Origin of the sequence: Streptomyces sp. NPDC007875, assembly GCF_042868035.1 — a bacterium.
In the GTDB taxonomy this organism is placed as follows: domain Bacteria; phylum Actinomycetota; class Actinomycetes; order Streptomycetales; family Streptomycetaceae; genus Streptomyces; species Streptomyces antimycoticus.
On the sequence record NZ_JBIADZ010000029.1, the window covers coordinates 55,346 to 76,424 of the forward strand.

The following is a 21,079-nucleotide window of genomic DNA, read 5'->3' on the forward strand; positions in this document are numbered from 1 at the left end:
ACTACCGGAACTCAAGGAAGACCGTCTCCCCTTCGCCCTGCAAGCGGATGTCGAAGCGATACGTCCCCGGCGGGGGCCCCGCCGTCGCCACCAGCGTCTCGCGGCGCGCCGGATCCAGCGAGGCGAGCAGCGGGTCGGCGGCGTTGGCCTCCGCGTTCCCGGGGAAGTACACCCGGGTGAAGAGGTGGTGCAGCAACCCCCGGGCGTGGACGCACACGCTGATGTACGGGGCGGCGGGCGCGGCCGGGCCGCCCGGCGGCAGCGTACGGGCCGTCCAGTGGCCGTCCGCGTCGGTGGCGATCCGGCCGAAGCCGGTGAAGTCCACGCCGTTGCGCCCGAGGAATCCGCCGGTCACCGGGTCGCGCCGCATGGACCCGCCCGCGCCGGTGAGGGAGCCGTCCGGGCCGGCCTGCCACAGCTCGAGCAGCGCGTCCGGGACGGGCGCTCCCTCGCCGTCGTAGACGTAGCCGTGGAGCGTGATGGCGCCGGGGTGGCCCGCGGGGGCCATCTCGCCGCCGTCGGGGAAGGGCAGGGCGTAGCCGTAGAAGGGGCCCACGGTGTGGGAGGGGGTGGGCGCGAGCCTTTCCTCCGGTGTAAGCCCCTGCTCGGGCGCGAGCCCCTTCTGCGGTGCGAGCCCCTGCTCGGGCACGAGCCCCTCGGCCATCAGCGCCCCTCCTCGATCCAGGTGGCGGACGGCCCGTCCAGCACGATGTCCCAGCGGTAGCCCAGCGACCACTCCGGCTGTGACAGCGCGTGGTCGTACGCCGCGACCAGCCGCCCCCGCGCCGACGGGTCCGTCACCGACTGCAGGATCGGGTCGTAGACGAAGAGCGGATCGCCGGGGAAGTACATCTGGGTGACCAGGCGCTGGGTGAACGCCGAGCCGAAGACGGAGAAGTGCAGATGCGCGGGGCGCCACGCGTTCTCGTGGTTGCGCCACGGATAGGCACCCGGCTTGATGGTGGTGAAGCGGTACGAACCGTCGTCGCCGGTCAACGTCCGCCCCACACCGGTGAAGTTGGGGTCGAGCGGCGCGGGGTGCTGATCGCGCAGATGGGCGTAGCGGCCCGACGCGTTGGCCTGCCACAGCTCGATGAGCTGTCCCCGGACGGGGCGGCCCCGGCTGTCCAGGAGCCGTCCGGAGACGGTGATGCGCTCGCCGAGCGGTTCGCCCTGGTGCTGTGCCGTGAGGTCGTTGTCGATCGCGGTGATGTCGGTGTGGCCGAAGACGGGGGTGTGCAGTTCCACGGTCTCCGGGTCGCCGTGGACCGCGACCAGCGGCTGTTTGGGGTGGCGCAGCACACTGCTGCGGTACGGGGGGAAGTCGCGCGGCGGATGGTCGGCGGCGGGCGCCCCTTCGGCGCGCGCCGTGTCGTACGACTCCCGTATGTGCGCGAGTTCGCGGTCGATGTCGGACTGGGTGAGAGCCATGTCTGCTGTCAGCCTTACCTTTCAGCCTTTCCAGCCGTGCCGTTCCGGTCCGGATTACCTCTCCAGGACGAGGGCGAGGCCCTGTCCGACGCCGATGCACAAGGTGGCCAGGCCCGTTCCCGAGCCGCGGGCGGCGAGCTGATGGGCGACGGCCCCGGCGAGCCGGGCCCCGGAGGCGCCGAGCGGATGGCCGATGGCGATGGCGCCGCCGCGCGGGTTGACGATCGCGGGGTCGAAGCCGGGGTCCTGACCGGACCATTCGGCGAGGCAGCCCAGCACCTGCGCGGCGAACGCCTCGTTGAGTTCGAGGGTGGCCAGATCGGCGAAGGAGCGGCCCGCCTTGGCCAGCGCGCGGCGTACGGCCTCGACCGGGCCGAGTCCGAAGTACTGCGGCTCGATACCGGTGACGGCGGAGGCGCCGATCCGGGCCAGGGGCTCCCGCCCGGTGGCCTTCAGCCCCTCCTCGTCGACGAGGAGCAGCGCGGCCGCGCCGTCGTTGAGGGGCGAGGAGTTGCCCGCGGTGACGGTGCCGCCGGGCTTGCGGAAGGCGGGCTTGAGCTTGGCCAGGGCCTCGGTCGAGGTGGTGTCGCGGATGGACTCGTCGCGGACGAGCTCGCTGTCCGGATACGCCAGCACCTCGGCGTCGTACGCCCCGTCCTTCCACGCCCGCGCCGCCTTCTCATGGCTGCTGAACGCGAACGCGTCCTGCGCCTCGCGGCTGATGGCGTGCTTGTCGGCGATCAGCTCGGCGCCCTCGCCGAGGGCGACGGTCCACTCCGGCGGCATGTCCGGGTTGGTCATCCGCCAGCCGAGGGTCGTGGAGTACATCTGCTGATGCCCGGCGGGGAAGGCGCGTTCGGGCTTGGGCAGCACCCAGGGGGCGCGGCTCATCGACTCCACCCCGCCCGCCAGGGCGATATGCGCATCGCCGACCGCGATCGCGCGGGCGGCCTGCAGTACGGCCTCCAGGCCCGAGGCGCACAGCCGGTTGACGGTCGCGCCGGGGACGGTGACGGGCAGCCCGGCCAGCAGTACGGCCATGCGGGCGACATCGCGGTTGTCCTCGCCCGCGCCGTTGGCGTTGCCGAAGTAGACGTCGTCGATGCGTGCCGGGTCGAGGTCGGGGGTGCGGGCGAGCAGGCCGCGCACCACATGGGCGGCCAGATCGTCGGGGCGCACTCCGGCCAGCGCGCCGCCGTATTTGCCGACGGGGGTGCGGACGGCGTCGACGATATAGACGTCACGCAAGGGGGTCATCGGGTCTCCTTCCCGGGCTTCCCGGCGGCTCCGGGCTCCTCGGCCGCTCCGGGCTCTCCGGCGGCTCCGGGCTTCTCGGCCGCTCCGGACTCTCCGCCCGCCCCGGGCTTCCCGGCGGCCTTGAGGGCGCGCAGCGCCGCCAGCTCGTCGGGGGTGGGTGGCTCGGTGGTGCCCACGGTGTCGGCGACGGTCAGATCCCAGCCGGTGGCGGCCCGCACCTGCTCCACGGTGACGCCCGGGTGCAGTTCGGTGAGCACCAGCTCGGCGGTGGCCGGGTCGGGGCGGAGCACTCCGAGGTCCGTGATCACGGCGACGGGGCCGGCGCCCGGCATGCCGAGCTTCTTACGGTCGCCGGGGCCGCTGCCGTGGCCCAGGGTCGTCACGAAGTCCAGCCTTCGCACGAAGTTGCGGGTGGAGTGGCGCAGCACCATCAGCACCTTGCCGCAGTTGGAGGCGATCTCGGGGGCGCCGCCCGCGCCGGGGAGACGGCCCTCGGGCTTGTCCGGGCCGCGGTCGACGATGGTGGTGTTGATGTTGGCGTAGCGGTCGACCTGGGCGGCGCCGAGGAAGCCGACGTCGATCCGGCCGCCCTGCAGCCAGTAGTTGAACACCTCCGGCACCGGGATCACCGCGTCGGCGGTGTCGGCGAGTTCGCCGTCGCCGATGGACAGCGGGAGCCGGGTGGGCTTGGAGCCGATGGTGCCGGACTCGTAGATGAGGACGAGGCCGGGGTTGACGGTGGCGCGGGCGAGGTTGGCGGCGGTGCTGGGGAGGCCGATGCCGACGAAGCAGGTGGTGGCGTCGGCGAGCGCGCGGGCGGCGTTGACCTCCATCAGCTCGTCGCTGGTGAACCCGGTCGTGCCGGCGGGTGTCGCGGTCATCGGGTGAGAGCTCCCTCGGTGGTGCGCACGTTCTCGTCGATCCACTTGGTGAACGCCTCGCGGTCGCGGGCGATCGGGTCCCATGCCTGGTAGAAGGCGTTGTCGCGGGTCGAATACCCGGCGGCGTAGGAGGGGTGGGCACCGCCGGGGACGACGGAGACCGCGTCGATCACCCAGGTCGGCAGCACGATCCCGCCGGGGCGTGGCGTCAGTTCCTCGACGATCTCCTCCACGGTCACCAGCACCCGCTCCGCCGCGAGCGCCGCCTCCTTCTGCACGCCCGTCAGCCCCCACAGCTGCACATTGCCGGCGCGGTCGGCCTGCTGCGCGTGGATGACGGTGACGTCGGGGTTGAGCGCCGCGACGGCGGCCAGCTCCTCCCCGGTGAAGGGGCAGACGACGGTGGAGACGGTGTCCGTACGGGTCGGGATGTCGCTGCCGCGATAGCCGCGCAACACGGCGAACGGCAGCTTGGAGGCGCCCGCCACATAGCGGTTCGCCATGCCCGCGTGGCTGTGCTCGTCCAGCTCCAGCGGCCGCGGCCAGCCGTTCTCGACGGCGTCGCGGAAGCGGTGCAGCGAGCCGACGCCGGGGTTGCCACCCCAGGAGAACACCAGCTTGCGGACGAGTCCGGCGCCGATGAGCTGGTCGTAGATGACGTCCGGAGTCATCCGGACGAGGGTCAGGTCGGTGATGCCCTGGCGAATGACCTCGTGCGCGGCGGCGTACGGGATCAGGTGCGTGAAGCCCTCCATCGCGATGGTGTCCCCGTCGTGGACGAGGTCCGCCACGGCGTCCTGCAGGCTTCGGATGTCGGCCATCGTCACTCCGCTCAGTCCGCGGTCAGGATGCTCAAATAATCAGTGTGCTGACTAATGTGGTATCGGGCCGCACGCTGCCATTGGCTGGTGCGCTCGTCAAGAGAGTCTAGGGTGAATGTCGGGCTCTCGACATGGGGTCTTCCACAGGGCAGAATCACTCAGTACACGGACTAATGGCGTAGTGGGAAGGCCGGGAGGGCACGGCATGGGCGGCGCGGTGGATCTGAACACGCACCCCGGGCATCTGGCCCGCCGCTTCCAGCAGGCGCACTCCCTGCTGTGGGGCGCGATGGTCTCCGAGGAGATCACCTCGCCGCAGTTCGCGGTGGTCAACGCACTGACGGAGAAGCCCGAGATAGACCAGCGGACGTTGAGCGAACACGTCCACCTCGACCGCTCCACCATCGCCGACCTAGTCGCCCGGCTGGCCCGCCGCGGCCTGCTGGAGCGGGTCCGCGACCCGAACGACGGCCGCCGCAACGTCCTGCGCCTGACGGAGGAGGGGGCCAGGATCCACCGGAAACTGGTCACGCGGACGGCCCGGATGAACCGGGTCTTCCTGTCCCCGCTGGACGAGACGGAGCGGGAAACGCTGCTGCGGCTGATCGCCCGGGTCACGGACGCGGCGGAGGAGCTGCGCGCGTAGGCGTGCGAGGCGCGCGTAGGCGTGCGAGGCGTGCGACGCGCGAAGGCGCGCAAAGGACGGCGCGCTCGGGTGCCCGCTTCGGCCGTCCGCTGCCGGATCGCGCAGCGCGTATTGAGTGGCGGGACCTAAGGGGCCGACGGCCTCGTCCCGATCACCACCGTCGCCTCCCGCTCCCCGCACTCGGCCAGCCGCGAATCCAGCCCGTCGCCGGCGGCGATGGCCAGAGCCGAGGCCGCCTGCCGCCCGCTCGTCTCGAACAGCAGCGAGCCCCCCGGGGCCAGCCACCGGCCCGCCTCGGCAGTCACCCGGCGCAGGACATCGAGCCCGTCCACGCCCCCGTCCAGCGCCACCCGCGCCTCGTGCACCCGGGCCTCCGGCGGCAGCAGCCCGACCTCTTCGGTCGGCACATACGGGACATTGGCCAGCAGGACGTCGACCCGGCCGCGCAGCGCGGCGGGCAGCGGCTCGTAGAGATCACCTTCGTAGACCGTGCCGCCCACGGGCTCGACATTGCGCCGCGCGCAGGCCACCGCGACGGGGTCGATATCGGCCGCGTACAGCTCCACCTCGCCCAGGGCCGAGGCCAGCGCGGCGCCCAGCGCGCCCGAGCCACAGCACAGATCGACCACGACGGCCCCGGGCCGGACCAGCGCCTCGGCCTGATCGACCAGGAATTCGGTGCGCCGGCGCGGCACGAAGACCCCGGCGTCGACGGATATCCGAAGCCCCCGGAACTCCGCCCAGCCGAGCACATGCTCCAGCGGAAGCCCAGCCGCGCGCCGGTCCACCATGGCGCTGAGTCCGGCCGGGGTACGAGCCGTGGCGAGGATCAACCGCGCCTCGTCCTCGGCGAACACGCACCCGGCGGCGCGGAGCCTGGTGACGACGGCGGAAAAGGTGGTGAGTGAAGGTGAAGCCGACATGGGGCCTGGAAAGCCTTTCGGGAGGTCTCAGGGCGCTCCCGGCGGTCAGCTATGCCGCGTACGTCGCGGCGACCACTCGGCCGTCACGGGCGAGCACCCAGCCTGAACTGGCGTTGATGGGTCTCACCTCCTCGGTGCGTACGGGTGACGGCCACATTACTCGATACGCCGGAGCCGCGAGGGCTCACGAGCCGACCGTCCGCCGTGCCTGACCGATCAGACCCCGGGCGCCGGCGAGATCGGCTGTCCGCGGCCGCTGACGTGAATCAGTTCGCGAGCGCCTCGTACCGCACCCCCGTCAGCCGCTCGGACGCCGCCCACAGTCCCCGCCCCGCCGTGTCGCTGCGCGTCCACTTGGCGCGCGCCGAGCGGACGGGGGAGCCGCGCCACATCCCCTGGAACGGTGGGCCGAAGAAGTCGTCCTGGCGGACGTCCGGGCCGGTGGCCGCGTACAGGGTGGGGAGGGCGCCCTGGTCCGGGCTCTGGGCGAAGTAGCGGTTGCCGATTTCCATGAATCGCTCGGCTGCCCGGCGGCCCTCCATCTTCGGGGCGGCGGTCTGGAGGTTGGTCGAGGCGTAGCCGGGGTGTGCGGCGGCCGCCACCAGGCGGGCGTTCGTCGCGCGCAGGCGGCGGGACAGCTCGTGGATGAAGAGGAGATTGGCGGACTTGGAGCGGGCGTAGGCGGTCCAACGGCGGTATCCGCGCTCCATGTTCAGGTCGCGTGGGTCGACCGTCCCCAGCATGTGCATAAAGCTGGACACGCTGACCACCCGCGCCCCCGGCCCCGCCTCCAGCAGCTTCGGCAGCAACAGCCCGGTCAGCGCGAAGTGCCCCAGGTGGTTGACGCCGAACTGCATCTCGAAGCCATCGGCGGTGCTGCGGCGCGGGAGGGCCATCACGCCCGCGTTGTTGATGAGCAGATCGAGCCGGTCGCCCGTGTGCTCGGCCGCGAAGGCCCGTACGGACTTCAGATCCGCGAGGTCCAGTGGCGCGACCCGCACATACGCGCCGGGCGCCTGCGCCCGGATCCGCTGCGCGGCCTCGGCCCCGCGCGCCTCGCTGCGGCACGCGAGCACCACCTGCGCGCCGCGCCGTGCCAACTCCCGGGCGGTGATGAAGCCGAGACCGCTGTTGGCGCCTGTCACCACGGCGGTACGGCCGGTCTGATCGGGGATGTCGCTCGCGGTCCAGCCCTTCATCAAGCGCTCCTTCGCGGTGTGCGCTACGCGCCGGTAGCCCCTGTCTCCGGCGACAGCCTAAGGGCGGAGTGGTGAAGGTGCGAGGCGCGTGGATCGGCCTGCGCAGCCATACCTCCTTGGGCGGGCGGTGGACCGCGGCTCAACTTGGCCGGCTCATGCGGGAGCGATGTCCATGTCCATGAGCGGGGCGTACTGCTGCCCGGCGTAGCAGTCGGTGTCGCGGAGGCCGCCTTGGACGGTCGGGCGGGGGAGGGAGACCTTGACGGCGAGGGCGAGGGGGTGGTTGACGACGAGGATCTGGTCGGGGTCGGCGTCGTAGAGGGTGGCGAAGAGGCCGGGGTTGAGGAAGCCGGTGGCGACGAGGGCGTCGTAGGCGGCCTGGTCGTGACACATGAAGTCGAAGGTGAGGGTGAAGGGGCCGGCGTTCTTGGAGCGGACCAGGGAGCAGTAGTCGAGCAGGGTGGTCATGGGTTACAGCTCCTCGGTGGTGGTGCGGAAGAGTTCGGTGGGGGCGACGGCTGTGGCGACGTGGTTGAGGGTGAAGCGATAGAGCGGGCCCCTGTCCGTCTCGGGCGGGGAGTAGGGGTAGGCGAGGGTGGAGACCAGGCCGTCGTACTCGGCGACCGGCAGGTGGCTGCTGGCGTGGGCGACGAACGTGGCGATGGCGTGGGCGGTCGCCTGGTCGGGCGCGGTGACGGTGATGAGCACGCCGAGCTCGCGGGGGGCGAGCAGGTCGGGTTCGCTGCCGTCGAGGACCGCGCCGGCGCCGTAGAGGCGGTAGTCGATGTCGACGTCGGCGGGGTCGACCGCTCCGCCGAAGACGTCGAGGATCTTCGCTTCGAAGTACTCCTTGGCCATCGGCACCAGCTTGGGCAGGGTGTCGATGACGACGCGGTCGCGTACGCCGCCGAAGATGACGGTCTGGTAGCCGATGAGTTCGGCGCCCTCGAGCTTGTTGGTGTAGCCGTCGGCCGGCAGGTAGCGGGCGCCGCGGACGCGGACGGTCCGCTCGTCGACCGCCTCGTAGGTGGCCTCGGTGGTGTCGAGTACACCGGAGGGTTCGGCGACACGGTACGGGTCGGCGTTCTCGTACAGCGTGTGGGCGGCGACGGAGCGGGGAGCCAGGCGGGTGCCGTCGGCGAGGGTGGTGACGTCGAAGTGGTCCTCGCGCAACGTGACGAGCAGACCATTGGCGGACGGGGGGATCGCGCAGGCGGCACCGCATTCGATGGTCTTGGCCAGGTGCCAGGTCAGGCCCGGGTCGGCGCCCCGCAGGTGTGGGACGGCGGCGAACAGGGCGGTGTCGCTGGCCCGTCCGGCGAGGATCACGTCGCAGCCGTCGCGCAGGGCTTCCTGGATGGGTTCGACGCCCATCATGGCGACGGTGTGGCTGCGGTCGAACAGGTCGCGGTCGATGGCGGGCGCGTGGGGAAGCGGCCGGATCCTGCCCGCGTCGTACAGGTCCCGCAGGCGCTGGGCGGGCTGGTCGGAGTAGATCAGGCCGAGCTTGAAGCTCAGGTTCTCCTCCGCGGCGATGGAGCGGGCGATGTCGGCGACCCAGTCGACACCGGCGTCGCGGCCCGAGGTGCCGCAGGAGCCGATGATCAGCGGCACACCGAGCTCGTCGCGGGCCCTGAGCAGCAGGCGCAGGTCGCGGGTGACGGCCTGGGCGGACAGCTTCGGGGTGCCCGAGCCCAGGGCGGCGGGGCCGGAGTCGGTGGAGCCGGCGTCGCAGGCGATCACGTCCGGCAGGGCGGCGACACCGCGGGCGAAGGCGTCGGCGTCGAACCCGGCGCCGAGCGCGCCGGTCGGGGCCAGGATGCGGAGTTCCATGAAAGTGGTGCCTTTCGTCGTGCGGGTCATCGTGCGGGAAGAGGGAAGGTCGGCCGGTCAGGCGGCGGCGTGGTCGGCGGCGCGGTCGGGGGCGCGGCGGGCCAGGCGGGTGAAGACGAGGAAGGTGACGCCGGCGAACACCGCGGCGTTCAGGTGCATATAGCGCCAGTGGGTCAGATCGATCGTGGTGCCGAGGATCGCCGGGCCCAGCGCCATCCCGGACGCCGAGGCGATCGTGTACAGCGTGGTGTAGGTGCCCAGCACCTTCTGGGTCGGTGCCAGGTTCCAGAGCGCGACCAGCGCGTTGACCGCGAACGAGGTGTACCCGAGCGAGCAGAGCACCATCGAGGTGATCGTGCCGGGTACGGTCGGCACCGTGAACCCGAGGAGCAGGCCCGCGATGAACAGTCCGACGCCGTACCGCATCGCGCGCAGCTGCCCGAGCCGGTTGGAGGCGTACGCGATCGGCAGCACGCAGATCAGGAACGCGACCGCACCCGGCAGGGCCAGGCCGGCCGCCTCGCCGCGGGTCAGGCCGAGCACCTGCGTGCCGTAGGGGGTCATGAGCGAGCGCAGCGCGGACCACATGCCGGCGAAGCAGAAGATGCCGACCATCAGCAGCAGGGTCGGGCTGGACGGCGAGCGCAGCGCGTCCTTCAGCACCGCCCACGGGGAGGCGAACTCCCGCTCGGGGGCGGCCTTATCCTCCTCGTCCTCCGGCAGCAGCACGTCGGTGTGACGGCGGCCGAGGAACGCCCACGACAGCCCCAGCATGATCAGCATCAGCAGCGGGGGTATGGCGAACGCGAGGCGCAGGGACCGGTCGACGACGAGAAGGCTGATCAGGGAGGACACGACGATGGTCAGGCTGACGCCGGCCTTGATGAAGCCCTGCGCCTTGCTGCGGTTGGACGGCGCGACGTAGTCGGACACCAGGGTCTCGGTAACGCCCTTGAACGCGTTGGCGATCGCGGCGAAACCGACCACGCACACCAACAGGGTGGGAAGGTTCGTCGCCCAGGGGATGAGGACGAACGGCACGGTCGCGGCCGCGGCGCCGATCAGCACGATCGGCCACCGGCCGGTGCGGCGGCGGGCGAGCTTGTCGGAGAGGAACCCGACCGACGGCTGCGTGAAGATGCCCCAGGAGTGGTCCAACCCCATGATCAGGCCGACCACGCCCGCGGAGCTGAAGTAGTGCCGCAACTGCTCGGGAACCTGGGTGTCGTAGAAGTTCCACACCGCTTCCTGCGCGAAGACGGCGAGGGTCACCCACAGCACGGCGCTGCGGTTCATATGGTCGCCGGGTGCCGGGCGGGGAAGGGTGCTCACCGCGGCGGTCGGGGAGGTGGGGGGAGTTTCGGGCATCGCGAAGGCTCCTGTGCTACATGCTATAGCAAATGGGGGAGGGGTCTGCCTGCCGGAGCGCATCCTGCGCGCCCAGTGGCGGGCAGGCGGCCTTGGGGCCGGCCGCTGGAGACTTGGGGTCGGCTGCCGGAGCTCGGGGATCAGCCCCGCCCCCGGGGCTTGGGGTCAGTTGCCGGAGAGCTGAACGAGCGCGGCGCGGTGGTGCCGCGCGGCGAGCTCCTCGGCGCGATCCTCGTCTCGTTCGAGGAGGGCGTCCAGGAGCCGGCGGTGCTCGGCGTAACGGGCGCGGAACGCCTCGGCGTGCTCGGGTGCGAGCTTCATGGTGAGGTCGAGCCGCTCCTCGTGGCTGAAGGCCCTCGCCTGGCCGAGCAGGCCCTCCAGGACGGGGTTGCCCACGCACGACTCGACCTGGCGATGGAAGAGCCGCAGCTTGTGGAAGACGGCCGCGAGCTGCTCGGACACATCGGCGTCCAACCCCTGCTCGGCGACGGTCTGTTCGATGCCGGCGGTGATCTGGTCGGTCTGGGCCAGCAAGGCGACCAGGTCGGTGAGTTGCTGAGCGGTGGCGTTACGGGCGGCGAGGCGGGCCATCAGGGCGGACAGCCGCACCTCGGCCTCGACGATCTCGGAGCGGGCGGCCGAGGAGTGGTCGGCGATCCGCAGGGCCCGGGGGCCGACGCGCTCGACGACCTTCTCGTGCACCAGCTGGCGCAGCGCCTCGCGGACGGGGGTGGGGCTCACTCCGAGCCGGGCGGCGAGATCGCGCTCGGTGATCTTCTCGCCCGGCCGCAGGACGCCCTCACGGATCGCGTCCCTCAGCCGCCGGTATGCCTGGTCGGCCAGCGATACGGTCTCCACGGGGCCGAGGGCGTCAGTGCTCATGGCAGTAAGAGTGCATTCTGCTATAGCAAATAGTCAAGAGGGCGAGCGGTAGATGGTCGGCCTCATGAGCGATGATCTCGCCATGGCGTATTCGACGGGGGAGGACGGGGGGCGTCCGATGGCGACCGGTGCGTGGACGGCTGTGGATGACCGACGCGTGGTGCCCGCGCTGGGCGGGCTCATCGACGGCACGGGGATGTGGCGGCCCGGGGCGCTGGCCTGTATCGAGCGGACCGGCAGCTTTCTGACCGGGACGTGGGATCCGCCGGGCGCCGAGGGCGAGGGCGAGGACGGCCCCGGGGTCGCCGGGGAAGGGTCGTGGCTGCGGTTCATCGGGCGGATCGGGGCCGTGGCGCTCCGGGCCGCCGTCGCGTCCACGCGTCCTGAGCGGCGCGAGCGGCTGCTGGCGCTGCTGGAGATGTGGGCGGAGAGCCCGTTCGCCGATCCGGCCGCCCGGCTGCGCACCGGGATCGTGGTCACCGAGCGGGCGGCGGTGCGGGATGAGCGCGGGGCGGCCGTCAGCGTGGGGTGGGGCCGTGAGGGGCGGCGAAAGTTCGTCGAGCTGCGGAGGGGGGACGCGGAGCCGCCGAGGCTGGGGGAGATCGAGGAGGCGCAGGAGGCACCGCGCGGCTGGGGGAGCCCCGCGCAACTGCGGCGGCTGGTGACGCTGGTGCGGGAGCGGGGGCCCGCGCCGTGGGACAAGGAGGCCGTGGCCCTGCTGCGGGAGCGTACGGGCATGGGGCGCCCCGCCGCGTCCCTCGCGCTCGCCGGGCTCCTGGAGCGGATGTACGTCCCGTTCCTGGACGCCGATGAGCGGGCGACGCTGCGGCTGAAGGTCGCCGAGGCCGAGGACGGCGCGTCCGAACTGGCCCGGCTGACCACGCTGGAGCGGCTGGAGCTGCTGGCCGACGTGCTGCCCGAGGACCCGGCCGAGCTATGGGAGCCGGCCGGGATGCGGGGAGTCGCGGAGCGGCTCGCCGAGGCGTGGCAGGCGCGGCGCGGCCGGCGGACCGTGGTGCCCGAGCGCACGCTCAACGCGGTCGTCGAGCTTCAGCTGCTCCGCGTATCGGCGGCCGAGTTCTGCGCGGCGTTCACCCAGCCCGCCGCCGAACCCGGGCTCAGTGCGCCCCTCGACACCTGGATCAAGAACAGCGAGCACGGCCCGCTGCTCACCGACGCCCGGTGGGACATCATGAGGTTCCAGGACCGCCTGCACTCCGTCGTGCCGCATCTGTCGTGGGTCTACGCCGAGCTTCCCACCGGCGACCCGGTCCGTGAGGGTGTGCCCGGCCTGGTGCGGCTGCTCCTCGAGCGCCTGGACCACCCGGGGCTGCTGCTGCGCGCCGGACCCCCCATCGGCCCCGGGCGCACGGTCGCCGATCTGCAGGAGCGGTTCGGGTTCCGGCCGTACGCGGGGCCGGAGCGGCTGGACGTCGCGAGCATCGACGACGGGCTCACCGTCATCACGGACGGCATCGTCGACCGCAGAGGGTATCTCTCCACGCCCAGGGTGTACTTCCGCCCCGCGTTCTACGGCGACGACGAGCGGTCAAGGGCCCTGGTGGAGATCACATCCGGCTACGGCCGTGAGGATCTCCCCTTTGTCGAGTGGCTGCGCGGCCCGGCCTGCGCGCACATCGTCGAGCGGATCGAGAGCGCCCCGCTGCCGCCCGGCGCGTACGAGTCGAACCCGGCGGCCTCCGCGCCCGACCTCGTGGCGCGGGTCGCCGGCACGCTCGGCCTCGACGAGGACGCGGCGGCGCTCTACCTCCAGCTGCTGGCCCTGCCCGCGCCGACCGACCGGAACGTCCGCACCTGGAACGGGTGGAAGACCGCCCGGCACCAGACGGCGGCCGCCGCGCTGGCCGGGCGCGGCCTGGTCATCGAGGACAAGCGCCCCCGGGCGGGCCGCCAGATCTTCCTGCCGGGCGAGTGGATCCACGCCAAGAAGCCGTACCAGCCCATGGAGGCATGGAAGGCGGAGCTGATCGGGGTGCGGCGCTCCTACAACCGACGGCTGGAGAACCCCCTTCCGCTGCCCACCCGCACCCTGCCCGAACTGTTCGCTCACGCCTGGGCGCTGGTGGAGAAGGGCGAGGGGCCGGTCTGAACCGGCCCCGCCCCGCTCCTACTTCACCCGCGCCTCGCACACCATCCGCCGCCGGTGGTCCACCGTGCGCTCGGGACCGGTCAGCGTCAGCGGGACCGTGTGCCGTACGCCGGAGTCGGCGCTGGAGGAGGCCAGCCGCAGCTCCAGCGCGCCCGGTTCCACCACCCTCGTGCCATCGGCACGCAGCGGATACGAGGCGAGGTCGGCGTGGAAGGCGAAGTGGACCTCGGCCGACTCACCCGGCCGCAGCGGCACCCGTGCGTAGCCGATCAGCCGGGACACCGGCCGGGCGATCCGCGCCACCGGGTCGTGGAGATAGAGCTGCACGACCTCCGTCCCGGCCCGGTCACCGGTGTTGCGCACGGTCAGCCGGACCGTGGTCTCCCCGTCGGTCGGCACATCGGCCGCGTCGGCCTCCGGGCGCTCCCAGGCGAACGAGGTGTAGGACAGCCCGTGGCCGAAGGGGAACAGCGGGGTCGGGTCGATCGAGCTGGAGTCGCCCCGCAGCCCGAGCGGCGGCTGTGCGTACGTCCAGGGCTGGCCGCCGGACGCGTACGGGACGCTCACCGGCAGCCGACCCGAGGGGTTGACGCGGCCGCTCAGCACCCCCGCCACCGCCGGGCCGCCCTCCTCACCGGGGAAGAACGCCTGCACGGCGGCGGCCAGCAGCCTCGACCAGCGGCCGAGAGCGTACGGCCGCCCGGTGAACAGCACCAGCACCACCGGGGTGCCGGTGGCCACCAGGGTGTCCAGCAACGCCCCCTGATCGCCGGGGAGTTCGAGGTCGGCGGCGTCGCAGCCCTCGCCCGAGGTGCCCCGGCCGAACAGGCCCGAGCGGTCGCCCAGCACCGCGACGCACACATCCGCGTCCGCCGCCGTCCTGGCCGCCTGCGCCAACCGGCTCTCGGCGGTGAGCGCCGCCGCACCGGCCGAGACCGCCGCGCCCGGGTCCCCGGCGGACCCGGCCGGGCCGGGCGCGGCGCACCCCTCGGCATGGGTGATCCGCGCACCGGGCAGTTCGGCGCGCAGCGCGGCGAACAGCGTCGGCACCTCGATGCCCAGGGGCAGTTCGGGGTGTTCCACCCCCACATGGCGGGGGAAGGTGTAGCAGCCGAGCATGGCGGCCGGGTCGTCGGCGAGCGGGCCGACCACCGCGATCCGGGCGTCCGGCGCGAGCGGCAGCACATCGCCGTCGTCGGCGAGCAGCACCACCGACTCCTCGGCCAGCTCCCGCGCCACGGCGCGCATGCCGGGCGGATCGAGATCGAGATCGGGGCCGGGGCCGACCGGTCCAGTGGGCGCTACGGATTCGGCGGCCTCCGCGAGCGCCGACGGCATCGGCGACCAGTCCGCGTCCAGCAGCCCCAGCTCGCACTTCTGCCGCAGCACCCGCAGCGCCGCCCGGTCCACCAGTGCCTCGTCCACCTCCCCGGCCCGCACCGCGTCCCGCAGCGGGGTGCCGAAGCAGCGCACCGCGGGCAGCTCCACATCCACCCCCGCCGCCAGGGCGAGCCCGGCGGCGTCGCCCCGGGTGGCGGCGACCCGGTGGGCCAGTTCCAGGAAGGACACCCCGAAGTAGTCGGCGACGACGGTGCCGGTGAAGCCCCAGGTGTCGCGGAGCAGTTCGGTCAGCAACCAGGGGTTGGCGGCCGAGGGCACCCCGTCGATGTCGTTGTAGGAGTGCATGACCGACCGCGCGCCCCCGTCCCGCACCGCCAACTCGAAGGGCGGCAGGATCACATCGGCGAGTTCCCGCGGGCCGATGGAGACCGGCGCGTGGTTGCGGCCGCCCCGGGAGGCGGAGTAGCCCGCGAAATGCTTGAGGGTGGCGACGATCCCGGCGGACTCCAGGCCGCGGACATACGCGGTGCCGATGGTCGCGACCAGATAGGGGTCCTCGCCGATGGACTCCTCCGTACGGCCCCAGCGCGCGTCCCGTACCACGTCCAGTACCGGGGCCAGCCCCTGGTGGATACCGGCCGACCGCAGCGAACCGCCGATCAGCTCGGCGGCCCGCCCCACCAGCGCCGGGTCGAAGGACGCGCCCCAGGCGAGCGGGGTGGGGAAGACCGTGGCGCGCCAGGCGAAGAAGCCGGTCAGACACTCCTCATGGGCCAGCGCCGGGATCCCGAAGCGGTTCCCGGCGGCGATCCGGGCCTGGAGACGGGCCAGCGCGGCGGCGCCCTCGGCCGGTTCGACGGGGGAGGTGCCGAAGGGGCGGGTCAGCTGGCCGACGCCATGGGGGAGGAGGCCGTCGAGGTCCACGGCCTCGGACACCTCGTGCTGGAGCGGGGCGACGTCCTCGCCCTCCTCGGCCTCGGATCCCGGCCATACGCTGGAGAGTTGGGCGAGCTTCTCCTCCAGCCTCATCGAGGAGAGCAGGGCCGCCGCGCGGTCCTGCGCGGAGAGGGAGGTGTCCTGCCAGGGCTGAGGCATGAAGCTCCTTGTCGGGGGAGGACGGCGGGGCGGGAGAAACGCGTGGGGCGGGAGAAACGCGTGGGGCGGGGGAACGGCCTACGTGCCGCCGGAGGCGGCCTGGGCGCGCGCCGGGGTCGGCCTATTTGCCGCCCATGCCCATCAGTCCGTTGATCAGCTGACGGCGGGCGAAGAGATAGACGAGGAAGATCGGAAGGATGGAGAGCACCACGGCCGTGAGCAGCGCCGGGGTGTCCACCCGGAACTCGCCCACGTAGTCGTACAGCCCCAGGGTCAGCAGCCGGTTGCTCTTGGACTGGGTGAGCAGCAGCGGGAAGAGGAAGCCGTTCCAGGCGTGCAGGGCCGACATCACCCCGACCGTGGAGATCCCGGACCGCGACAGTGGCACGACGAGCTGGAGCAGCACCCGGGTCGGGCTCGCCCCGTCCAGCGCCATCGACTCGTACAGCTCCTCGTCGATATCGCGCATCGTGCCGACCAGGATCAGCACGCTGACCGGGAGGGAGAAGGCGGCCGTCGGCAGGATCACGGCGAGCAGGGTGTCGTACAGATGGAGCTTGGTGATGACCAGATAGACCGGGATCACCACCGCCTGGGAGGGGATCGCCAGCCCCAGCAGGAAGATCTGGAAGATCCGGCGGGAGGCGCGGCTCCGGGCGCGCACGACGGTGTAGCCGACGGTCACCGACAGCGTGATCACGATCGCCGCGCATACGGCCGTGACCAGGGCGGTGTTGAGGAGGTAGGAGAGGAAGTCGGAGCGCAGCACCCGCCGGTAGTTGGCGAGCGTGGGGTGGTCGGGCAGGGCCAGCGGACCGTCGTCGATATAGCCGTCGCGGGTCTGGAAGGTGGCGGCCACCAGGACGTACAGCGGCAGTCCGACGATGCCGAGCCAGATCAGGGAGCCGAGCCCGGCGGGGTAGTTGGGGGTCCGGGAGCCGCGCCGGAGAAGGCGCGGGCGGCGGGGTAGACCCCGGCGGCGGAAGCGGGGGCCTGGGGCCGCCGGGGTCTGGTTCGGCGTACGGACGCCGTCCGGGGGGTGGTTCGGCGAGCGGTTCGGGTGGCCGGGCAGGACGTCGGTCACATCCCCTCCCGGGTGCTGCGCATCGCGGCGAAGCCGGTGAGCCGCACCAGCAGCAGCGAGACGGTGGTGGCGACGACGACGAGGATGGTGGCGACCGCGCTGGCGTAGCCGAGGTCGAACGCCTGGAAGCCGTTCTTGTACATCAGATACGGCACGATCGTGGTGTCCGTGCCGGGCCCGCCCTTGGTGAGGATCAGGACGGTGTCGAAGAAGGTCAGCGCCCCCACCACCATGATCACCGAGGAGGTGACGATGGTGTTGCGCAGCTGGGGCAGGGTGATCGAGAAGAACTGCCGTACGGTGCCGGCGCCGTCGATCGCCGCCGCGTCGTAGAGCGAGCGCGGGATGGCGCGGGCGCCGCCCTGGTAGATCAGTGTGTGCAGCGGGATGAACTGCCAGGCGGTGACGAAGAGGACCGCCCCGAAGGCGCCCTTGGAGCTGCCGAGCAGATCGCCGTCCGCGAAGCCCAGGGCGGGCCCGATGTCGGCGATCAGGCCGAAGTTGGGGTCCAGCAGCGACTTCCAGACCAGCGCGAGCGCGACGGAGGAGCCCAGCAGCGGCAGGAAGAAGATCGCCGACAGCACGGCCCGGTTGCGCTGCCGCCCGGCCGCCCACACGCCCAGCAGCAGGGCGAGCGGGGTCTGGAACACCCAGGTCAGCACGGTGAGCACCAGGCTGAGCCAGATGGCCTGATGGGTTTCCGGGTCGTCCCACAGCCGGGACCAGTTGCTCATCCCGGTCCAGCTCGGGGTGCCGATGCCGTCCCAGTCGGTGAAGGCCAGGGCGCCGACCAGGACCATCGGCGCCACCGCGAAGAAGACGAAGAACAGCGCCCCGGGCAGCGCCCAGACGACGCCGGGCCGGCCGACCCCCGGTCGGCCGACGCTCCGGCGCCGCTCGCGCGTCGCGGCGTCCGCCATCACATGCCCTTCAGGGCGTCGACGAACTCGGCCGGGCTGAGCTGTCCGTTGAACAGCTTCTGCACGGTGGTGTGCAGCGGCGGGGTGTACTTGGCGGGCAGCGCCTGGTCCCAGGAGAGCGTGAAGTCGGGGGCCTGCTTGACCAGGTCGTACTGGAACCGCGCGTAGTCGGGGTTCTCGTGCTTCCCGAGCAGGGAGGTGGCGTCGGAGGTGGCGGGCACGTCCCCGTTGGCGATGAGGTCGGCGGAGTAGTCCTGCTGGGCCGCGAACTTCACGAATTCGAGCGCGGCCTTCTGCTTGTCGCCCTTGACCTTGGCGTTGATCGACCAGTAGTTGGTCGGGTTGCCGACGACGCTCTTGGGGTCACCGCTGCCGCCGGGGACGGCCGGGAAGGTGGTCCAGCCCAGCCCCGACTTGGCGAACGCGGGCTGGTTGGCCTTCTGGTTGGCGTACTCCCAACTGCCCATCAGATGCATGGCCGCCTTGCCCTTGGCGAAGAGCGTGGAGGCCCCGTCGGCGGTGTAGTTCACCGACTTGTAGTTCTTGCCGAACGCGCCCCGGTCCACCAGGTCCTTGATCGTCTGCGCGGCCTTGAGCACCGCCGGGTCGTCCCACGCCGCCATGCCCTGGCTCTGGATCTGCTGGAACACCCCGGCCCCGCCGTAGCGGTCCACCAGGTACTCCACCCACATCAGCTCGGTCCAGGGATCGGTGCCGGCCAGCGCGAACGGGGTGACGCCCTCGCCCTTGAAGGTGTCGATGAGCTTCAGCAGATCGTCCCAGGACTTCGGCGGCTTCGCCCCGGCGTCCTCGAAGACGTCCTTGTTGTAGAAGAGGATCACCGGCTGCATCCCGCGCATGGGGATGCCGTAGTGCTTCCCGTCGATCGCGCCCGCGTCGAGGATCGTGGGGATGAACGCCTTCTTCAGCTCCGGGTCCTTGGCGATGGCCGGGTCGAGGTCGAGCAGCATGTCCTTCTTGACGAAGTCGCTGATGCTGCCGCCGCCCCAGTTGAAGAAGACATCCGGTGCGTTGGGCGTGCCCATGGAGGTGCGCATCTTGTCCGAGTAGCCCTCACCGGGCACCTGGGTGAGCTTCGCCTTGATGTCGGAGGTCTTGTTGAACCGCTTGACGACCTCGCGCTGCACCTTGGTCGAGGCGTCCTGGTAGACCCAGACGTCGAGGGAGCCGTCATCCGAACCCCCGGGCCCGCCGCTTCCGCAGCCGGCGAGTGCCGTCCCGGCCAGCAGCAGGGCTGCCGCCAGGGTGGACGCACGAAGGGTGGACCTTGACCCTGACTTTGACTTTGACCGAGGTATGCGCATCGTGTGCCTTCCGGAAGTAGCCCGATAATTCTCGGAAGCGGTTGCGTGGAAGGTATGGGGGTGCTGATGCGGTGTCAAGGGTTCTGGCGGCGGGCGGGGTTTGTTCCCACCCCGCCCCTTGCTGAACGGGGCTGCGCACCCGGCCCCGCCGGGGCCGCACGGCCCTGGCCCTCGGCCGACCGGCCGGAGGTTGAAGTCCCGAACGCCCTTCGGGCGTGTCCTCAAGCGCCGGACGGGCTGGATTTTCCAGCCCGTCCGGGGGCACCTCCCAGCGGTGGCTGGGGGAGATTGAGGACAGGGGTCCGGGGGCGCAGCCCCGTTCGGGAAGGGCGGGGTGGGGGATCAGCCCGCGGCAGGCGGGGCCGTGCTGGAGCGGACAACCAGCTGCGTGGCCAACTCCACCCTCGGCGACTCGATCTCCTCCCCCCGCGCCTGCCGCAACACCGTACGCGCAGCCAACTTCCCCATATCCGCCAGCGGTTGGCGCACCGTCGTCAACGGCGGCGCCGACCAGCGGACCTCGGGCAAGTCGTCGAAGCCGACAATGCTCACATCCTCCGGAACCCGCAGCCCCCGGCGCCGCAGAGCCTCGATCGCGCCCAGAGCCATCTGGTCGCTGGAGGCGAAGACGGCGGTGGGCGGGGCGTCGGCGTCCATCAGCTGGTCGCAGCCGTGGAAACCGGACTCGTGGTAGAAGTCGCCCTGTATCACCAGCGCCGGGTCGAACGACACGCCCGCCGCCTCCAGCGCCGCCCGGTGGCCGTCCAGCCGGGCGCGGCTGCACAGCAGCCGCGGCGGGCCGGCGATCAGGCCGATCCGGCGGTGGCCGAGGCTCAGCAGATGTTCGGTGGCGGCCATGCCGCCCGCCCAGTTGGTCGCCCCCACGGTGGGCGCGTCCAGCGCCGGGGAGCCGGCCGGGTCGACGACCACGATCGGCACGTTCAGCCGCCGCAGCTCCTCGTGGACCACCGGCTCCAGCACGGACGTCACCAGGATCACCCCGTCCGAGGCGCGGGCCCGCAGGTTCTTCAGCCACTGCCGGGCCGAGCCCGCGCGGCCGTGGATCGCCGAGACCACCGTGCCCGCCCCGTCCTGGTGGGCGACCTCCTCCACGCCGCGGATGATCTCCACCGCCCAGGGGCTGTCCAGGTCGTTGAAGACCAGGTCCACCAGGGCGGCGCGGTCGCCGGGCACGCGCTGGCGGCGGCGGTAGCCGTGGACCCGCAGCAGGTCCTCGACCCGGGCCCGGGTCTCGGGCGAGACATCCGAACGGCCGTTGACCACCCGGGAGACCGTGGGCACCGACACCCCGGCCTCCTGCGCGATGGCCGTGATCGTCACCTTGGGCCGGGCGCCGCCCTCGGTGCCCCTGCTCTCCGTAGCCATTCCGCCTCCTCGGTTGACGGGAGCCACCCCCGCCTCTCACTTTCCGGGGCGCACCCTCGGAACCTTGCAGAAGTCTTCCGGAAAACCGGATCGGACGTGAAGAGACGAGAGAGGGATGTCCCCATAAGCTCCTGAGCTTACGCAGCGCCGCGCGGTCATCCTCAGCCGCCGTCACGCCACCGCGCGCCCGGCGGCTTCACGCTTGGCGGGGCCGCCTGCTCGACTGGCTGGGCGCCATGGTCCTCCTGGCCGCTGGCCCCGCGCGCCCGGCTGAGGTCGTGGTCTGCCTGGCCGTTGGTCCCGCGCGCCCGGCTGACCGCCCTCGTCCGCCTGGCCGTTGGCTCCGAACGACCGGCTGAGGGCCGTCGTCCGCCTGGTCGTTGACCCGCTGCACCGGCCATGCGCCCTCGTCTGCCCGGCCGGTGGTCCCGCTCGGCCGGCTGAGCGCCGTGGTCCGCGTGGTCGTTGGCGCCGCTCGGCCGGCTGGGCGCCGTCGTCCGCTTGGCCGTTGGCCCCGCACCCCTTGGCCGGTGACCCCGCTCCAGCGTGTAGGCACCCCGCCGCCCAAACTTTCCTC

General features: G+C 72.1%; 18 protein-coding genes. 2 read left to right on the top strand and 16 right to left on the bottom strand.

What is annotated here, in order from left to right:
• Position 1: 1 nt before the first annotated feature.
• From pcaG to ACFYOY_RS39565, 5 genes are read right to left on the bottom strand one after another with little or no spacing between them, the layout of a single operon-like run.
• On the bottom strand, positions 2 to 664 hold the full coding sequence (gene pcaG, locus ACFYOY_RS39545; RefSeq protein WP_351882656.1) for a protocatechuate 3,4-dioxygenase subunit alpha: 663 nt from the start codon (positions 662 to 664) through the stop codon (positions 2 to 4).
• Complete coding sequence (gene pcaH / locus ACFYOY_RS39550; RefSeq protein ID WP_388592493.1) at positions 664 to 1,431, bottom strand: protocatechuate 3,4-dioxygenase subunit beta; 768 nt, start codon at positions 1,429 to 1,431, stop codon at positions 664 to 666. The genes pcaG and pcaH overlap by 1 nt, the downstream gene beginning before the upstream one ends.
• A gap of 54 nt (positions 1,432 to 1,485) precedes the next feature.
• Positions 1,486 to 2,688: a thiolase family protein gene (locus ACFYOY_RS39555; protein ID WP_351882660.1), complete on the bottom strand. Its 1,203-nt coding sequence runs from the start codon at positions 2,686 to 2,688 to the stop codon at positions 1,486 to 1,488.
• On the bottom strand, positions 2,685 to 3,569 hold the full coding sequence (locus tag ACFYOY_RS39560) for a CoA-transferase (protein WP_351882662.1): 885 nt from the start codon (positions 3,567 to 3,569) through the stop codon (positions 2,685 to 2,687). The genes ACFYOY_RS39555 and ACFYOY_RS39560 overlap by 4 nt, the downstream gene beginning before the upstream one ends.
• On the bottom strand, positions 3,566 to 4,390 hold the full coding sequence (locus ACFYOY_RS39565) for a CoA transferase subunit A (RefSeq protein WP_388592496.1): 825 nt from the start codon (positions 4,388 to 4,390) through the stop codon (positions 3,566 to 3,568). The genes ACFYOY_RS39560 and ACFYOY_RS39565 overlap by 4 nt, the downstream gene beginning before the upstream one ends.
• Before the next feature lie 205 nt (positions 4,391 to 4,595).
• On the opposite strand from ACFYOY_RS39565, the gene ACFYOY_RS39570 reads away from it, so the two are divergent.
• Entirely contained in the window at positions 4,596 to 5,036 is a 441-nt protein-coding gene (locus ACFYOY_RS39570) for a MarR family transcriptional regulator (RefSeq protein WP_351882666.1), read from the top strand.
• Positions 5,037 to 5,161: 125 nt separating this feature from the next.
• On the opposite strand, the gene ACFYOY_RS39575 is transcribed toward ACFYOY_RS39570, so the two are convergent.
• The 6 genes from ACFYOY_RS39575 to ACFYOY_RS39600 all read right to left on the bottom strand — a co-directional run bounded on the left by ACFYOY_RS39575 (position 5,162) and on the right by ACFYOY_RS39600 (position 11,241).
• On the bottom strand, positions 5,162 to 5,959 hold the full coding sequence (locus tag ACFYOY_RS39575; protein ID WP_351882668.1) for a putative protein N(5)-glutamine methyltransferase: 798 nt from the start codon (positions 5,957 to 5,959) through the stop codon (positions 5,162 to 5,164).
• 266 nt (positions 5,960 to 6,225) lie between these two features.
• Positions 6,226 to 7,158, bottom strand: a complete 933-nt coding sequence (locus ACFYOY_RS39580) for an oxidoreductase (protein WP_351882670.1) — start codon at positions 7,156 to 7,158, stop codon at positions 6,226 to 6,228.
• Between the two features lie 153 nt (positions 7,159 to 7,311).
• On the bottom strand, positions 7,312 to 7,626 hold the full coding sequence (locus tag ACFYOY_RS39585; RefSeq protein ID WP_351882672.1) for a DUF4387 domain-containing protein: 315 nt from the start codon (positions 7,624 to 7,626) through the stop codon (positions 7,312 to 7,314).
• Positions 7,627 to 7,629: 3 nt separating this feature from the next.
• Positions 7,630 to 8,991: an acyclic terpene utilization AtuA family protein gene (locus tag ACFYOY_RS39590; protein ID WP_388592501.1), complete on the bottom strand. Its 1,362-nt coding sequence runs from the start codon at positions 8,989 to 8,991 to the stop codon at positions 7,630 to 7,632.
• Between the two features lie 57 nt (positions 8,992 to 9,048).
• Entirely contained in the window at positions 9,049 to 10,359 is a 1,311-nt protein-coding gene (locus ACFYOY_RS39595; protein WP_388592503.1) for an MFS transporter, read from the bottom strand.
• Between the two features lie 165 nt (positions 10,360 to 10,524).
• Positions 10,525 to 11,241, bottom strand: coding sequence for a GntR family transcriptional regulator (locus ACFYOY_RS39600; protein WP_351882678.1), 717 nt, complete (start codon positions 11,239 to 11,241; stop codon positions 10,525 to 10,527).
• 64 nt (positions 11,242 to 11,305) lie between these two features.
• Between ACFYOY_RS39600 and ACFYOY_RS39605 the strand changes: the two genes are divergently transcribed.
• Positions 11,306 to 13,351: a hypothetical protein gene (locus tag ACFYOY_RS39605; RefSeq protein ID WP_351882680.1), complete on the top strand. Its 2,046-nt coding sequence runs from the start codon at positions 11,306 to 11,308 to the stop codon at positions 13,349 to 13,351.
• 18 nt (positions 13,352 to 13,369) lie between these two features.
• On the opposite strand, the gene ACFYOY_RS39610 is transcribed toward ACFYOY_RS39605, so the two are convergent.
• The 5 genes from ACFYOY_RS39610 to ACFYOY_RS39630 form a co-directional block, all read right to left on the bottom strand.
• Entirely contained in the window at positions 13,370 to 15,787 is a 2,418-nt protein-coding gene (locus ACFYOY_RS39610) for a glycoside hydrolase family 3 N-terminal domain-containing protein (RefSeq protein WP_388592507.1), read from the bottom strand.
• A gap of 121 nt (positions 15,788 to 15,908) precedes the next feature.
• Positions 15,909 to 16,871, bottom strand: coding sequence for a carbohydrate ABC transporter permease (locus tag ACFYOY_RS39615; RefSeq protein ID WP_388592510.1), 963 nt, complete (start codon positions 16,869 to 16,871; stop codon positions 15,909 to 15,911).
• Positions 16,868 to 17,791 carry a sugar ABC transporter permease gene (locus ACFYOY_RS39620; protein ID WP_351882684.1) on the bottom strand — a complete coding sequence of 308 codons (924 nt, stop codon included), beginning with the start codon at positions 17,789 to 17,791 and terminating at the stop codon, positions 16,868 to 16,870. Before ACFYOY_RS39620 ends, ACFYOY_RS39615 begins: the two co-directional genes overlap by 4 nt.
• Positions 17,791 to 19,116 carry an extracellular solute-binding protein gene (locus tag ACFYOY_RS39625; protein ID WP_388592514.1) on the bottom strand — a complete coding sequence of 442 codons (1,326 nt, stop codon included), beginning with the start codon at positions 19,114 to 19,116 and terminating at the stop codon, positions 17,791 to 17,793. The genes ACFYOY_RS39620 and ACFYOY_RS39625 overlap by 1 nt, the downstream gene beginning before the upstream one ends.
• Positions 19,117 to 19,458: 342 nt before the next feature.
• The gene (locus ACFYOY_RS39630) at positions 19,459 to 20,502 is read right to left on the bottom strand and encodes a LacI family DNA-binding transcriptional regulator (protein ID WP_351882688.1); all 1,044 of its coding nucleotides are present in this window, start codon (positions 20,500 to 20,502) and stop codon (positions 19,459 to 19,461) included.
• Between the last annotated feature and the right edge of the window lie 577 nt (positions 20,503 to 21,079).

What these genes read in the sequence shown, in the direction of transcription:
- ACFYOY_RS39605 (WP_351882680.1), top strand. Translation starts at nt 11,306, where the DNA reads ATGAGCGATGATCTCGCCATGGCGTATTCGACGGGGGAGGACGGGGGG.
- ACFYOY_RS39565 (WP_388592496.1), bottom strand. Translation starts at nt 4,390, where the DNA reads ATGGCCGACATCCGAAGCCTGCAGGACGCCGTGGCGGACCTCGTCCAC.
- ACFYOY_RS39580 (WP_351882670.1), bottom strand. Translation starts at nt 7,158, where the DNA reads ATGAAGGGCTGGACCGCGAGCGACATCCCCGATCAGACCGGCCGTACC.
- ACFYOY_RS39610 (WP_388592507.1), bottom strand. Translation starts at nt 15,787, where the DNA reads ATGCCTCAGCCCTGGCAGGACACCTCCCTCTCCGCGCAGGACCGCGCG.
- ACFYOY_RS39555 (WP_351882660.1), bottom strand. Translation starts at nt 2,688, where the DNA reads ATGACCCCCTTGCGTGACGTCTATATCGTCGACGCCGTCCGCACCCCC.
- pcaH (WP_388592493.1), bottom strand. Translation starts at nt 1,431, where the DNA reads ATGGCTCTCACCCAGTCCGACATCGACCGCGAACTCGCGCACATACGG.
- ACFYOY_RS39625 (WP_388592514.1), bottom strand. Translation starts at nt 19,116, where the DNA reads ATGCGCATACCTCGGTCAAAGTCAAAGTCAGGGTCAAGGTCCACCCTT.
- ACFYOY_RS39590 (WP_388592501.1), bottom strand. Translation starts at nt 8,991, where the DNA reads ATGGAACTCCGCATCCTGGCCCCGACCGGCGCGCTCGGCGCCGGGTTC.
- ACFYOY_RS39595 (WP_388592503.1), bottom strand. Translation starts at nt 10,359, where the DNA reads ATGCCCGAAACTCCCCCCACCTCCCCGACCGCCGCGGTGAGCACCCTT.
- ACFYOY_RS39620 (WP_351882684.1), bottom strand. Translation starts at nt 17,791, where the DNA reads ATGGCGGACGCCGCGACGCGCGAGCGGCGCCGGAGCGTCGGCCGACCG.
- ACFYOY_RS39570 (WP_351882666.1), top strand. Translation starts at nt 4,596, where the DNA reads ATGGGCGGCGCGGTGGATCTGAACACGCACCCCGGGCATCTGGCCCGC.
- ACFYOY_RS39630 (WP_351882688.1), bottom strand. Translation starts at nt 20,502, where the DNA reads ATGGCTACGGAGAGCAGGGGCACCGAGGGCGGCGCCCGGCCCAAGGTG.
- ACFYOY_RS39575 (WP_351882668.1), bottom strand. Translation starts at nt 5,959, where the DNA reads ATGTCGGCTTCACCTTCACTCACCACCTTTTCCGCCGTCGTCACCAGG.
- ACFYOY_RS39560 (WP_351882662.1), bottom strand. Translation starts at nt 3,569, where the DNA reads ATGACCGCGACACCCGCCGGCACGACCGGGTTCACCAGCGACGAGCTG.
- ACFYOY_RS39600 (WP_351882678.1), bottom strand. Translation starts at nt 11,241, where the DNA reads ATGAGCACTGACGCCCTCGGCCCCGTGGAGACCGTATCGCTGGCCGAC.
- pcaG (WP_351882656.1), bottom strand. Translation starts at nt 664, where the DNA reads ATGGCCGAGGGGCTCGTGCCCGAGCAGGGGCTCGCACCGCAGAAGGGG.
- ACFYOY_RS39585 (WP_351882672.1), bottom strand. Translation starts at nt 7,626, where the DNA reads ATGACCACCCTGCTCGACTACTGCTCCCTGGTCCGCTCCAAGAACGCC.